This window comes from Saccharopolyspora soli, assembly GCF_022678645.1.
GTDB lineage: Bacteria > Actinomycetota > Actinomycetes > Mycobacteriales > Pseudonocardiaceae > Saccharopolyspora > Saccharopolyspora soli.
This window is the reverse complement of the sequence record NZ_JALBWV010000009.1, coordinates 1-12,660: the sequence shown is the minus strand read 5'-3', so window position 1 is coordinate 12,660 and position 12,660 is coordinate 1. Positions and strand designations below refer to the sequence as shown.

General features: G+C 68.9%; 11 protein-coding genes. 6 read left to right on the top strand and 5 right to left on the bottom strand.

Annotation, left to right across the window (positions count from 1 at the left end; genetic code table 11):
* The first annotated feature begins 34 nt into the window (after positions 1-34).
* The 3 genes from MOQ72_RS08750 (at position 35) to MOQ72_RS08740 (ending at position 5,253) form a co-directional block, all read left to right on the top strand.
* A complete protein-coding gene (locus tag MOQ72_RS08750; RefSeq protein ID WP_242181789.1) occupies positions 35-454 on the top strand; it encodes a CBS domain-containing protein in 420 nt (139 codons plus the stop codon).
* 144 nt (positions 455-598) lie between these two features.
* Positions 599-1,255 carry a response regulator gene (locus MOQ72_RS08745; protein WP_242181787.1) on the top strand — a complete coding sequence of 219 codons (657 nt, stop codon included), beginning with the start codon at positions 599-601 and terminating at the stop codon, positions 1,253-1,255.
* A gap of 23 nt (positions 1,256-1,278) precedes the next feature.
* Positions 1,279-5,253, top strand: coding sequence for a HAMP domain-containing protein (locus tag MOQ72_RS08740; RefSeq protein ID WP_242181785.1), 3,975 nt, complete (start codon positions 1,279-1,281; stop codon positions 5,251-5,253).
* Positions 5,254-5,456: 203 nt separating this feature from the next.
* On the opposite strand, the gene MOQ72_RS44390 is transcribed toward MOQ72_RS08740, so the two are convergent.
* Positions 5,457-5,582, bottom strand: a complete 126-nt coding sequence (locus MOQ72_RS44390) for a hypothetical protein (RefSeq protein WP_277953778.1) — start codon at positions 5,580-5,582, stop codon at positions 5,457-5,459.
* Positions 5,583-5,971: 389 nt separating this feature from the next.
* Between MOQ72_RS44390 and MOQ72_RS08735 the strand changes: the two genes are divergently transcribed.
* From MOQ72_RS08735 to MOQ72_RS08725, 3 genes are read left to right on the top strand one after another with little or no spacing between them, the layout of a single operon-like run.
* Positions 5,972-7,165, top strand: coding sequence for a four-carbon acid sugar kinase family protein (locus MOQ72_RS08735; RefSeq protein WP_242181783.1), 1,194 nt, complete (start codon positions 5,972-5,974; stop codon positions 7,163-7,165).
* The gene (gene pdxA, locus MOQ72_RS08730) at positions 7,162-8,154 is read left to right on the top strand and encodes a 4-hydroxythreonine-4-phosphate dehydrogenase PdxA (protein WP_242181781.1); all 993 of its coding nucleotides are present in this window, start codon (positions 7,162-7,164) and stop codon (positions 8,152-8,154) included. The genes MOQ72_RS08735 and pdxA overlap by 4 nt, the downstream gene beginning before the upstream one ends.
* Before the next feature lie 16 nt (positions 8,155-8,170).
* On the top strand, positions 8,171-8,953 hold the full coding sequence (locus tag MOQ72_RS08725; RefSeq protein ID WP_242181779.1) for a DeoR/GlpR family DNA-binding transcription regulator: 783 nt from the start codon (positions 8,171-8,173) through the stop codon (positions 8,951-8,953).
* Here the strand turns inward: MOQ72_RS08725 and MOQ72_RS08720 are convergent.
* From MOQ72_RS08720 to MOQ72_RS08705, 4 genes are read right to left on the bottom strand one after another with little or no spacing between them, the layout of a single operon-like run.
* Positions 8,924-10,396 carry an OFA family MFS transporter gene (locus tag MOQ72_RS08720; RefSeq protein WP_242181776.1) on the bottom strand — a complete coding sequence of 491 codons (1,473 nt, stop codon included), beginning with the start codon at positions 10,394-10,396 and terminating at the stop codon, positions 8,924-8,926. The two genes, MOQ72_RS08725 and MOQ72_RS08720, sit on opposite strands and share 30 nt — an antisense overlap.
* Complete coding sequence (locus MOQ72_RS08715) at positions 10,393-10,590, bottom strand: hypothetical protein (RefSeq protein ID WP_242181774.1); 198 nt, start codon at positions 10,588-10,590, stop codon at positions 10,393-10,395. Before MOQ72_RS08715 ends, MOQ72_RS08720 begins: the two co-directional genes overlap by 4 nt.
* Positions 10,591-10,605: 15 nt before the next feature.
* On the bottom strand, positions 10,606-11,007 hold the full coding sequence (locus MOQ72_RS08710; RefSeq protein WP_242181772.1) for a hypothetical protein: 402 nt from the start codon (positions 11,005-11,007) through the stop codon (positions 10,606-10,608).
* A 1-nt stretch (position 11,008) separates the two neighbouring features.
* Positions 11,009-12,415 (bottom strand): Nramp family divalent metal transporter, encoded by a 1,407-nt coding sequence (locus tag MOQ72_RS08705; RefSeq protein WP_242181770.1) that lies wholly within the window; start codon positions 12,413-12,415, stop codon positions 11,009-11,011.
* Positions 12,416-12,660 lie beyond the last annotated feature (245 nt).

Here is a 12,660-nt window from a genome sequence, read left to right as displayed (position 1 = left end):
CTAGGACCCAGGACCGCAGTCGAAAGGAACAGCCATGACTACGGCGCGCGACATCATGCATTCCGGGGCTCAGTGCATCGGCGAGGACGAGAGCCTGTACAAGGCGGCGCAGATGATGCGCGATCTCAAGGTCGGATCCCTGCCGATCTGCGGTCGGGACGACCGGCTGCACGGCATCATCACCGACCGGGACATCGTGCTGCGCTGCTGCGCGGAAGGCCGCAACCCGGCCGAGATGAAGGCCGGTGAACTGGCCCAGGGCACCCCGCACTGGGTGGATGCCACGTCCGACATCGGCCAGGTGCTGTCGATGATGGAGCAGTACCAGATCCGGCGGGTACCGGTGATCGCCGAGCACCGGCTGGTCGGCATGATCAGTGAGGCCGATCTGGCCCGGCACCTCACCGATGACCAGTTGGCGCACTTCGTGGAGAGTGTCTACGCGAGCAAGTGAGCAGCCGTGTCCAGCGCCCGGCGACCGGCCGGGCGCGGATGGTCGCCGCCCTTCGAGCAACTCCGAGCAGCGTTCGGGTGACAGGGTATTTATCCTGGTCAGTGCCCTCCTGACGAGTCGGGGCGAAGGGGGCGGAGAATTCAGATGACGACACGCGTGTTCGTGGTCGATGACCACGATGTGATTCGGCGGGGTATCGCCGCCCTGGTGGCGGCCGAATCGGACCTCGAACTGGTCGGCGAAGCCGCCACGGTCGCGGAAGCGCTGGCCTGGGTCCCCAAGGCCCAGCCGCAGGTCGCCGTGCTGGACGTGCGGTTGCCGGACGGCAACGGCGTCGAGCTGTGCCGTGAACTGCAGTCGCAGTTGCCCGACCTGCGTTGCCTGATGCTGACCTCCTACGACGACCACGACGCCCTGATGGACGCGATCATGGCCGGTGCCGCCGGATTCGTGCTCAAGGGCGTGGTCAGCGAGGAACTGGTCACCGCGATCCGCACCGCCGGGGCTGGCCAGTCGTTGCTGAGCCCGAAGAAGACCGAGGCGATGCTGTCCTGGCTGCGCAAGGAGCAGCAGCAGGCCGATCCGCTGCGCGAGCTGACCGCGCGGGAGCGGCAGGTGTTGGAACTGATCGGCGAGGGACTCACCAACCGGGAGATCGCCAAGCGCATGTACCTCGCCGAGAAAACCATCAAGAACTACGTGTCCCAGATGCTGGCGAAGCTGGCGATGCGGCACCGCAGCGAGGCCGCCGTGCTGGCCACCGAGCTGCGGTTGGACCGCGATTCGCGCAACAAGCGCTGAGCGGGGTGCGGCGGGAGGCCCTCATGTCGTCACAGCCCCCGGACGTTTCGTCCGCGGAGTTCGATGGTGCTGCGCCGATGTCCGATGACGCGCTGCTGGCCCGTCTGGTGATGGGGCTGCGGGAGCTGCGCGACGGCAACTTCCGCCGTCGCCTGACCTTCTCCGGCAGCGGGATGGCGTCCGAGGTCGCCACGGTGTTCAACGAACTCGCCGAGCGCAACCAGTACCTGGTCGGCGAGTTGCAGCGGGTCAGCGCCGCGGCGGATCGGGGCGAGTGGCCGATCGCCCCGATCGACTTCAACGGCGGCTCGCAGGGCGGCTGGACGGTCGCGGCCAACTCGGTGAACGGGATGGTTCGCACCCTGTTGGAGCCGATGGCCGAGCTCAACCGGGTGCTGGGGGCGCTGACCCGCGGCGACCTGTCGCAGCGGATGCCGCGCCGCGCCGCCGACATGGCGCTGCCCGGCGAGCTGGCCGGGTTGTGTACGGCGGTCAACGACATGCTGGACCAGCTGTCGCTGTTCACCCAGGAGATCACCAGGGTGGCGCGGGAGATCGGCACCGAAGGCAAGCTCGGCGGCCAGGCGCAGGTGCCGGGCCTGGTGGGCACCTGGCGGGACCTGGCCGACGCGGTCAACGGGATGGCCGCCGATCTGACCGGCCAGCTCCGCGACATCTCGCACGTCGCGAAGGCGGTCGCCGCCGGTGATCTGACCCGCAAGATCACCGTCGAGGTCTCCGGCGAGATGCGCGAGCTCAAGGTCACCATCAACACGATGGTCGACCAGCTGTCGGCGTTCGCCGACGAGGTGACCAGGGTGGCGCGTGAGGTGGCCAGCGAGGGGCGGCTGGGCGGTCAGGCCGAGGTGCCCGGCGCGGCTGGCACCTGGCGCGGGCTGATCGACTCGGTCAACTTCATGGCCAACAACCTGACCGTGCAGGTGCGCAACATCGCCCAGGTGGCTACCGCGGTGGCCCGCGGCGACCTGTCGCAGAAGATCGACGTGGACGCCCGCGGCGAGATCCTGCAGCTGAAGAACACCCTGAACACGATGGTCGACCAGCTATCGGCGTTCGCCGACGAGGTGACGAGGGTGGCCCGCGAGGTCGGCACCGAGGGCAAGCTCGGTGGCCAGGCACGGGTGCACGGCGTGGCCGGTACCTGGAAGGACCTTACCGACAACGTCAACATCATGGCCGACAACCTGACCAACCAGGTGCGCAGCATCGCGCAGGTGGCCACCGCGGTGGCCGGTGGGGACCTGTCGAAGAAGATCACGGTGGAGGCCAAGGGCGAGGTCGCCGCGCTGGCCGAGACGATCAACGGGATGGTCGAGACGCTGCGCGCGTTCGCCGAGCAGGTCACGCTGGTGGCCCGCGAGGTCGGCACCGAGGGCATCCTCGGCGGCCAGGCACGGGTGCCCAACGTCGCGGGCACCTGGAAGGACCTGACCGACAACGTCAACATCATGGCCCGCAACCTGACCAACCAGGTGCGCAACATCGCCCAGGTGACCACCGCGGTGGCCCGCGGCGACCTCTCCAAGAAGATCGACGTGGACGCCCGCGGCGAGATCCTGGAGCTCAAGACCACCATCAACACGATGGTCGACCAGCTGTCCGCGTTCGCCGCGGAGGTGACCAGGGTGGCCCGCGAGGTCGGCACCGAGGGCAAGCTCGGCGGCCAGGCCGAGGTCGCCGACGTCTCCGGCACCTGGCGGCGGCTGACCGAGAGCGTCAACCGGTTGGCCAGCAACCTGACCACCCAGGTGCGCGCCATCGCGCAGGTGGCTACCGCGGTCACCGAGGGCGACCTGACCCGGCAGATCACCGTGGACGCCTCCGGCGAGGTCGCCGAGCTCAAGGACAACATCAACGCGATGATCAGCAACCTCAAGGAGACCACCAATGACAACCAGGAACAGGACTGGTTGAAGACCAACCTCGCGCGGATTTCGGCGCTGATGCAGGGGCAGCACGACCTGGACGCGCTCGCGCAGCTGATCATGACCGAGCTGGCCCCGCTGGTGTCGGCCCAGTGCGGCGCGTTCTTCCTGGCCCGCCAGGGCGAGGACGGCCGGGTGATCCTGGAGCGCACCGCCGGGTACGGCCGTCCCAGCGCTCGCGACGACGTCCCGCCGCTGCGCTTCGAGCTGGGCGAGTCGCTGGTCGGGCAGGTCGCGGCGGACCGCAAGTCGATCCTGGTCACCGACGTGCCGCCGGAGTACGTCCGGATCAGTTCTGGGCTCGGTGACACGGCGCCGACGAACGTGGCGATCGTGCCGGTGCTGTTCGAGGGCGAGGTGCTCGCGGTGATCGAACTGGCCTCGATCCACGCCTTCACCCTGGTGCACCTGGACCTGTTGGAACGGCTGAAGGAGACCATCGGCGTCGACGTCAACACCATCGTGGTGAACTCGCGCACCGAGGCGCTGCTGGCCGAATCCCAGCATCTGGCCAAGGAACTGCAAGCGCGTTCCGAGCAGCTCCAGCAGCAGCAGAACGAACTGCAGCGCTCCAACACCGAACTGGAGGAGAAGGCGGCGCTGCTGGCCAGCCGCAACCGGGACATCGAGCTGAAGAACATCGAGATCGAACAGGCCCGGCAGGAGTTGGAGGAGCGGGCCCGGCAGCTGTCCCAGGCGTCGGCCTACAAGTCGGAGTTCCTGGCCAACATGTCGCACGAACTGCGCACCCCGCTCAACAGCGTGCTGATCCTGGCCAAGTTGCTGGCCGACAACATGGACGGCAACCTCACCTCGCAGCAGGTGGACCTGGCCAAGACCGTGCACCAGGCGGGCACCGACCTGCTCCAGCTGATCAACGACGTGCTGGATCTGTCCAAAGTGGAGGCCGGGCAGATGCACCTGCTCCCGGAGGACGTCGAACTGGCCGACCTCGCCGCGCACGTGGAGTCGCTGTACCGGCCGCTGGCGGCGGACAAGGGCCTGGATTTCTCGGTGGTCGTGGCACCGTCGGTGCCGCCGAGCCTGCGCACCGACCGCAACCGGCTGGAGCAGATCGTGCGCAACCTGCTGTCCAACGCGGTGAAGTTCACCGACAAGGGCGGCGTCGAGCTGCGGATCCGCCCGGCCCAGCCCACCGAGGTGCACACCCAGGCGCTGCGCCGCGCCGGCCAACGGCTGGCGTTCTCGGTGCGCGACACCGGCATCGGCATCCCGGCCGACAAGCTCAACCTGATCTTCGAGGCATTCCAGCAGGTGGACGGCACCACGGTCCGCAAGTACGGCGGGACCGGTCTGGGGCTGTCCATCAGCCGCGAGCTGACCACCCTGCTCGGCGGCGAACTCCAGGTGCACAGCGAGCCCGGCCAGGGCAGCACCTTCGTGCTGTACCTGCCGGTCCAGCCACCGGTGGCGGCCAAACCCGCCGTGCCCAAGCCCGCGGTGAGCGCCGAGCCGGTGCCCGAATCGCCGGAGCGCCCGATGCGCAGCTACGTGCCGAGCTCGGCGGAGAGCAGTCTGGACGTGGCCGTCGAAGGCATCGATCCGCCGCTGCGGTCCACCGAGCTGATCCGCCAGGAGGGCCACCAGCACATGCTGCGCAGCGGTGAGCCGGAGGAGCATGCGTCCCTGCAGTTCAACGGGGAGAAGGTGCTGCTCGTCGATGACGACTACCGCAGCGTGCAGGCGATGAGCGCGCTGCTGGAGCAGCACGGCCTGCAGGTCGTGCACGCGGACAACCCGCTGGCCGGGCTGAACGCCATGCAGCAGCACGGGGACATCGTGATCGTGCTGATGGACGTGATGATGCCGGAGATGGACGGCAACGCCACGATCCGGATCATCCGGGAGATGCCGCGCTACCAGGACCTGACGATCATCGCGATCACCGCCAAGGCGATGAAGGGCGACCGCGAGCAGAGCATCGAGGCCGGGGCCACCGAATGCCTGAGCAAACCGGTCGACGTCAACGTGCTGCTGGAACTGCTCGCCGAACACCTACCAGCCGGACGCGCCGCGGAACCGGACGAGTAGGAGATTGATTCCTGAAGTGGTTTGCGTGGCGGTGCGGGTGGCGGAACCTCAGAGGCTTTCTCGCTGTGGGATCCCCGACATCATGAATGCCAATTCACCACGTCGGGGCTGTCCTCGCGAGAAAACCTCTGAGAACCCGCGGCGGTGCCAGCTGAGTCCCACACCGCAAGCGGCTACGCCGCTTACAGAACAGAGGCCAGCGGTCAATCGACCTGTTCGGGTTCCTCGATGGTCGGCATCTCGGCGAGCTGCTCGCGGAGCTTCTGCGCCCACGCGAGGTCGCGCGCGAAGGTCGCGTCGAAGTGGTCGACGCCGTGTGGTTCAGCCATGGCGGTTCCCAACGTCAATAGCTCGCGGGCTGTTGACGACCACGATAACCGCGGGTGGAAGGCCCTTCGGTAGGGCAGTCCCGCCATTTGGGCAACGATCGTGGCTGCCGTGACGGGTGTGCCCGGAGAGGCGGTTTAGCGCTCGGGAGTGCCAGCGAAAAGCAGCTGAAAATCACAAATCCGAGCCCTTCGGCCCTGTTGCGGCGACTCGTCTCGTGGCGTGCAACAGGTACGCCTTGCGATCGAGTGGGTGGTGCCTTTGCGCGTTGTGCTCACTGCTACCTAGAACATTGCGTGATTCGCGCAGCTGTAACTATGGTGTAACCGGCGCTGCGCTGGTGCGCGGGGAGCGGCTGGATGACTGCTGGCGAGCGGAAGAGCAGGTGATCATGGGATCGCGAGTCTTGGTCGTGGCCGATGACCTCAGCGGTGCCGGTGATTCCGGTGTTCCCTTCGCGTTGCGCGAAATGCGCACCTTGTTGGCGTTGGACGACGCCGGGGACGCCGAGGTGTTCGTCGTGGACACCGACAGCCGACACCTCGAAGCCGCTGAGGCCGCCGAGCGGGTAGCGGCCGCGCTGCGCGGTCACGCCGCCGGTCGGGTGGTGTTCAAGAAGATCGATTCCACGCTGCGCGGGAACCTCGCCACCGAGATCGGCGCGGTCGTCGAGCACGCCGAGGGAGCCGGGGTGCTGTTGTGCCCGGCTTCCCCGGCCACCGGGCGCACGGTGCTCGGCGGGGTCGTGCACATCGACGGGATTCCGTTGCACCACACCGATTCCTGGGCTGCGGAAGCGGCCGATCCGCCGGTGGACGTCGCCTCGGCGCTCAAGCCGCTGTCGGTGCGGCACGTGGCACTCGCTTCGATCCGCGGGAATCCCGTGGCGCTGCGGGTCAAACTCGCCGAACTGCTCGCCGAATCCGATGTCGTGGTCTGCGATGCGGTGGCCGAAAGCGACCTGCGGGCCGTGGCGTCGGCCGGGATGGCCGCCCAGCGGCAGCCGTACTGGGTGGGCTCGGCGGGCCTGGCCGACGCGTTGGCCGAGCAGCTGCGGCCGGGCCGGGAGGTCGAACCGCCGCCTCCGGTCGGCGGCAACGCGCTCGCGGTGGTCGGCAGCGCCAGCGGGGTTTCCCGCGAACAGGCCGAATTCCTGGCCGAACGGTTCGCGCACACCCGGCGATTATCGGTGCGCAACTTGCTCGACGCGGACGCCGCCGCGCTGGCGCGGATGTCCGAGCAGCTTCGCGACGAATTGGCGACCGGCGATGTGGTCGTCACGCTGGACGGTCCGATCGAGGTGACAGCGGCCCGTCGGCTCAACGCCGCGTTGGCCGAGATCTGCGCGCCAGCGACGCGCGACGCGGGGCTGCTGGTGCTCACCGGCGGCGAGACCGCCCGCGCGGTGCTGAGCCGCCGCGGCGTCACCGGCCTGCGGTTGCTCAACGAGCTCGAACCAGGTGTGGTGCTCGCGCGCACCGAGCCGCAGCCCGGTTACGTCATCACCAAAGCTGGCGGCTTCGGCACGCCGGAAACACTGCACCGAGCCGTCACCGCGGTTCGTTCGGGAAAGGGACTCAGATGAACGTGCCCACCATTGCGGTCACGATGGGCGATGCGGCTGGCGTCGGACCCGAGGTGGTCGTGCGCGCGCTCGTGGAACCGGAGGTGCGCGCGCTGGCCCGCTGCGTCGTGATCGGCGACGCCGCGCGGCTGGCGAAGGCGGCCGAGATCTGCGGGGTCGACGTGCGGTTCAAGGCCGTCGGCTCGCCCGCGCAGGCGACGGGCGAGCCGGGCGTGATCGAGGTGCTCGACGTGGGCGGGATTCCCGGTGATCTGCCTTTCGGCGAACTCTCCGAGTTGGCTGGTGAGGGCGCCTACCAGTACGTCGCGAAGGCTGCCGAGCTGGCCATGGCCGGTGCTGTGCAGGCGATCTGCACAGCACCGCTGAACAAGGCGGCGCTGCACGCCGCCGGGCACCGCTATCCCGGCCACACCGAGCTGCTGGCCGAGCTGTGCGGGGTGCCCGAAGTGTCGATGATGCTGTCCACCGGCAAGGTGCGGGTCATCCACGTGACCACCCACATCGGACTGGTCGACGCCATCGAGCGCATCGACCCCGGTCTGGTGGAGCGCACCGTCCGGCGCGGCCACCGCACGATGGTCGATTCCGGCATCGCCGAACCGAAGATCGCGGTGTGCGGCATCAACCCGCACGCCGGGGAGAACGGGCTGTTCGGCCGCGGAGAGGAGGAAGAGAAGATCGTGCCCGCGCTGGCGGCCTGTCGCGCCGACGGCATCGACGCGCAGGGGCCGCTGCCCGCCGACACGGTGTTCTTCCGCGCCGGGCGGGGCGATTTCGACCTGGTGGTGGCGATGTACCACGACCAGGGCCACGGGCCGGTGAAGATCCTGGGCCTGGAGGCCGGGGTGAACATCACGGTGGGGCTGCCGGTGATCCGCACTTCGGTGGACCACGGCACCGCCTTCGACATCGCCGGAACCGGCCGGGCCGAGGCGGGCAGCATGGTCGAGGCGCTGCGCCAGGCCGCCGCGCTGGCCCGGCGGCCGTGACTGGGAGGATTGCCGGGTGAGCACGGACTTCGGCCCCCGGATGTCCGCGGGCCAGCGGCGCGCGTTGATCGAGCGGCTGGTCACCGAGCAGGGCGCGGTGCAGGTGGAAGAACTCGCGGAGTCGCTGGCGGTCACCCAGTCCACCATCCGCCGCGACCTGTCGCTGCTGACCGAGCAGGGCAAGCTCGCCCGCACCTACGGCGGCGCGATGCCCGCGACGGCCACTGAACCGTCGCTCGGGCAGCGCACCGCGCTGGCCACTGCGGAGAAGGACCGCATCGCGCGGTGGGCCGCCGAACGGATCGGCGCGGCGGAGACGGTGTTGCTGGACGCCGGGACGACCACCGGCCGACTGGCCCACCACTTGCGCGAACGCGCCGGGCTTACGGTGATAACCAACGGGATCACCACGCTGACCGAACTGGCCGACGCCGACGCGGTGCAGGTGATCGCGCTGGCCGGGGAGATGCGGCACATCAGCCAGGGGTTCGTCGGGCCGCTGGCCGAACTGACGCTGACCCGGCTGACCGCCGACAAGGTCTTCCTCGGTGCGGACGGCCTGGACGCGCGGCTGGGGATCTGCGAGGCGAGCCTGCTGCAGACCCGCCTGAAGGAGCAGATGATGGCGCGCGCCCGCGAGGTCTACGTGCTGGCCGACAGCAGCAAGCTCGGCGCGACCCCGTTCAACGCCTGGGCTCCGTTGCCCGCGGCCTGGACCCTGGTGACCGACCGCAACGCGTCCGCCGAAGTGCTGGCCCCGTTCCGGGCGCTACCCGGAGCCGAGATCGTTGCGGTGTGAGAGCGGACCTGAGTCGTGGGGGGGGGGGGGCGGGGGGGGCGGGGGGGGGGGGGGGGCCCCCCCCCCCCCCCGCCCCCCCCCCCCCCCCCCCCCCCCCCCCCCCCCCCCCCCCCCCCACGCCGATGACGGCAGCGTCTTCGGCAGGCCGGGGCGGCGCAACGATCCACATAGGACGGCCGATACCAGCGACAGCGCGGCTGCGGCGAGCAGGGCGGCGGGGAAGCCCCACTGCGTGGTGGCCAGCGCGGCCAAGCCGATGCCGACCACCCCGCTGACCGCCTTGGCGCTGTAGATCAGGCCGTGCACCTCGGCGCTGCGCTGTTCGCCGAAGAATTCGCGCGCCAGCGCCGCGAACAGCGGGTAGAACGCACCACCGCCGATTCCGGCCACCGTGGCACCGATGACCATCAGCGCCGTCGATTGCTGCACGACCGCGCCCAGCAGCAGGATCTGGCCGATCGCCTGGATCGTGACCACCCAGCGCAGCGTGCGGCGGCACCCGATCCGACCGGCGACCGGGATCGCCAGGGCTCGACCGGCACCGTTGGTCGCCACGAACGCCGCTGCGGCCAACGCCGGTGCCAGCGTTGCCGCGAACAGCACCAGGAAGGCGGCGTTGAACAGCGAAACCGTTGCGGCGCAGAACAAGCACGCCGACATCACCGGCAGCACCGAGGTGCGCAGCGCTTCGCGGGCCGAGTACTGCCGCACCGCGGGCGGACTCGCTCGGCCGGGACCGGTCAGCGCCCACTGCCGGGGATCGACGTGCGCTGGCCACCAGTCACGCGGTGGGTCGGCCAGCAGCAACCCGCAGCCCAGCACCGCGACGAACAGCACGAGAGCGAAAACGTCCAGCGCCGCGGTCACGTTCTGCGGTCTGAGCACCAATGCGACGACGAACGGGGTCGAACCGTAGGCGAACGCGCCGGTGACGAAACCGACCCGCGCCGCGGCCCGTTCGGGGAACCACTTGCCCGCCGTCGAAGTGCACGCGGCGTAGACCAGACCGGCGCCGGTACCGCCGATCATCGAATACCCCACGAGCAGTCCGAGCAGGGTATTCGCGTGTGCCAAGCTGAGAATCCCGGCCGCGCACATGAATGCGCCCGCGACCAGCACCGTTCGGGGTCCGACGCGGTTGCGTTGGCGCAAGTGCGCGACCGGGAAGCCTGCCCCAGCTTGGAAAACCGCCCATCCGGCCAGCGCCCAGAACAGGCTGCCGGTGCTGTGCCCGGTGGCGGCCAGCGCGGGCACCGCCGCGCCATAGGCGTACTGCATGGTGCCGACGACGAGCATCGGCAACCAGCACAGCCGCAGCATCGTTTCGCGGGAGCGCCCGATGAGGTCCTGCGGCTGCTCGCCGACCCGGTACCGGCGGCCGTGGTGGTCGCGGACCTCCAGGTTCGGCGTGTGCAGGCCGATCATCGGCCACTGCCCGGTCATGTCCGGCTTCCCGTGCGGGATGGGATGCCGGGCGGGGTGGCGTCGGGCGCGAACGCGACGTCCAGCACGTTGTCGGTGTTGGAGCCGTCGTCGCTCGCGCCCGCGCAGCAGCGGATGCCGAGGAGCTCATCGGCGCGGCGCACCGCACCTCCGCTGACCAGGAAACCGGCCGCCAGGTCGAATTCGATGGTCACTCGGCCCACAAGGCATCACCCGCTTCGCCACATCCGCTCTTGCACCCACACGAAGCCGATCGCGAACCCGACGCTGACCAACCCCTGGAAGGCCAGGAATGCCAGCAGGTCCGGCGGCAACGCGAACTGCTCGCTGAGCACCAGGCGGGTAGCCACCTCCTGGAACAGCCGTGCGATCGGGAACGCGATCAGCCAGTAGAGCGCCACGGGCGCGAAGGCGCCGCTACGCAGCACCCCTCGCGCCCGCAGCACACTGCAGCCCGCACCCAGCACGACCAATGGCAGGCCGAGCGTGACCGCGGTGACCACGGCCCAGCTCGGCGGCATACCGCTGACCATCGCCAGCCCGCCTGCGAACAGGCCAGCGACGGTCCCGATTACCAATCCCGGCGTGGTGATCTGGCTGGTGAGTTTCATGTCAACTCACGACCACTCCGTAGGCGAAGAGGCAGTAGAACAGCATCCCGAGGTAGAACACCGCACCGAAACCGATGATCAGGTTGATCAGCAGGTTCGGACGGATCGGCTTGGGCAACAGGATGTTGTTCACCAGGAGCAGCACGATGCAGTAGGCACCCATCGCGAACGCGGACAGGAAGGAGAGCGTGTCCAGGATCGAGGCGGGGCCATCGGCCGGACCGAACAGCAGGATCAGGATGCCCAGGATGATCAGGCCCCAGAGGAACCCGGCATACAGGTGGGACAACCGGAACCGCCGTGCACCCGGCACGAAGTGGTACGTCATATCGGCCTGACCGCGGGAGAACGAGTCGAACAGGCCGAGTGTTGCGTTGAGACCGATCAGCGCGACGAACAGGAGGAACACCGAACCGAGCACCGGTGCGCCCGCCGAGCCGAAAGCATCGGCCATCGCGTTCAGCGACGCATCTTGGTCACCGGCCGCGATCAGTTCCTTCACGTTGGGGTTCTCACGTGCCGCGGACTGAGCGAGGACGGTGAACGAGATGGTCACCAACATGGTGATGCCCCAGAAGAGCAGCAACGCGTCGAAGGTGACCCAGCGCCGCCAGCCCTTCCACTTGCGCAACTCGTCGGGATCATCGGTGTCGAACATGAACCCGCGAGAGGGCATCGCCTCTTCTTCCTTGGCGCTGCGCAGGCCGCGGATCCGGGGGATGTGCGCGCCCATGCCCGCGCCCTTGTCCCGCAGGTGCAGCGTGTACCACATCTGCTGCATACCCGACGGACCGGCGAAGGCGATGGCCCCGACCACGACCGGGAACCACTGCGCCGACATCGCGTCGGCCGGGAAGTAGCCGAAGTGGAACATCCCGGTGAGGGTGCTGGTCAGGTCGGAGAGGTTCCCGACCATCGCGGCGACCACCGCGGTGCCCACCACCAGGATGCCGATCGTCAACGACAGCACTTTTTCGAGTACGTCGTAGATCACCTTGGCCAGTGTGAACACCACGCCCACCAGCAGCATGCCGATGACCGCCGATGCCTGCCACGGGATTCCGGTGACCTGCTCCAGCGCTGCCGCACCCGCTGACAGGTGGCCAGGCCAGATGTAGACGGCGATCGCTGTGATGAAGAAGAACCACATTATCGGTTTCGCGATTCGGGCCGCGCCGGAGAAGATGCTCTCACCGGTTGCCATCGCGTAGCGGGCCATCTCCAGCATCACGACGGCCTGCAGGGTAACGCCGATGAAGAACAGCCAGCGGATCTCCGGCCCGAACAGCAGCACTAATCGAGGCCACAGGTAGGACTCGCCCATGCCGACCCCGAGTGCGACCAAGAACACCGTGGGGCCGAGAAAGTGCACAGAAGGTGGTGATTCGGGCAGTTTGCGGATCGGCATCGGTTCCAGCCGACCCGCTTTCCACACCCGAGTATCAGTTGTTATCTCAGGTTCTGCATCTCTCCCAGGCGCTTTTTCAGCGTCCACATCGGACCTCCTTGTCCCACGTACGGATTCGCTGTGCTTTGTTGTGCTCCGAACTGGCCCCGGGGGGGGGGGGGGGGGGGGGGGGGGGCCCCCCCGGCGGCGGGGGGGGGGGGGCCCCCCGCCCCCCCCCCCCCCCCCCCCGGGGGGGCGCGCCCCCC

What these genes read in the sequence shown, in the direction of transcription:
- MOQ72_RS08705 (WP_242181770.1), bottom strand. Translation starts at nt 12,415, where the DNA reads ATGCCGATCCGCAAACTGCCCGAATCACCACCTTCTGTGCACTTTCTC.
- MOQ72_RS08735 (WP_242181783.1), top strand. Translation starts at nt 5,972, where the DNA reads ATGGGATCGCGAGTCTTGGTCGTGGCCGATGACCTCAGCGGTGCCGGT.
- MOQ72_RS08710 (WP_242181772.1), bottom strand. Translation starts at nt 11,007, where the DNA reads ATGAAACTCACCAGCCAGATCACCACGCCGGGATTGGTAATCGGGACC.
- MOQ72_RS08740 (WP_242181785.1), top strand. Translation starts at nt 1,279, where the DNA reads ATGTCGTCACAGCCCCCGGACGTTTCGTCCGCGGAGTTCGATGGTGCT.
- MOQ72_RS08750 (WP_242181789.1), top strand. Translation starts at nt 35, where the DNA reads ATGACTACGGCGCGCGACATCATGCATTCCGGGGCTCAGTGCATCGGC.
- MOQ72_RS44390 (WP_277953778.1), bottom strand. Translation starts at nt 5,582, where the DNA reads ATGGCTGAACCACACGGCGTCGACCACTTCGACGCGACCTTCGCGCGC.
- MOQ72_RS08745 (WP_242181787.1), top strand. Translation starts at nt 599, where the DNA reads ATGACGACACGCGTGTTCGTGGTCGATGACCACGATGTGATTCGGCGG.
- MOQ72_RS08720 (WP_242181776.1), bottom strand. Translation starts at nt 10,396, where the DNA reads ATGACCGGGCAGTGGCCGATGATCGGCCTGCACACGCCGAACCTGGAG.
- pdxA (WP_242181781.1), top strand. Translation starts at nt 7,162, where the DNA reads ATGAACGTGCCCACCATTGCGGTCACGATGGGCGATGCGGCTGGCGTC.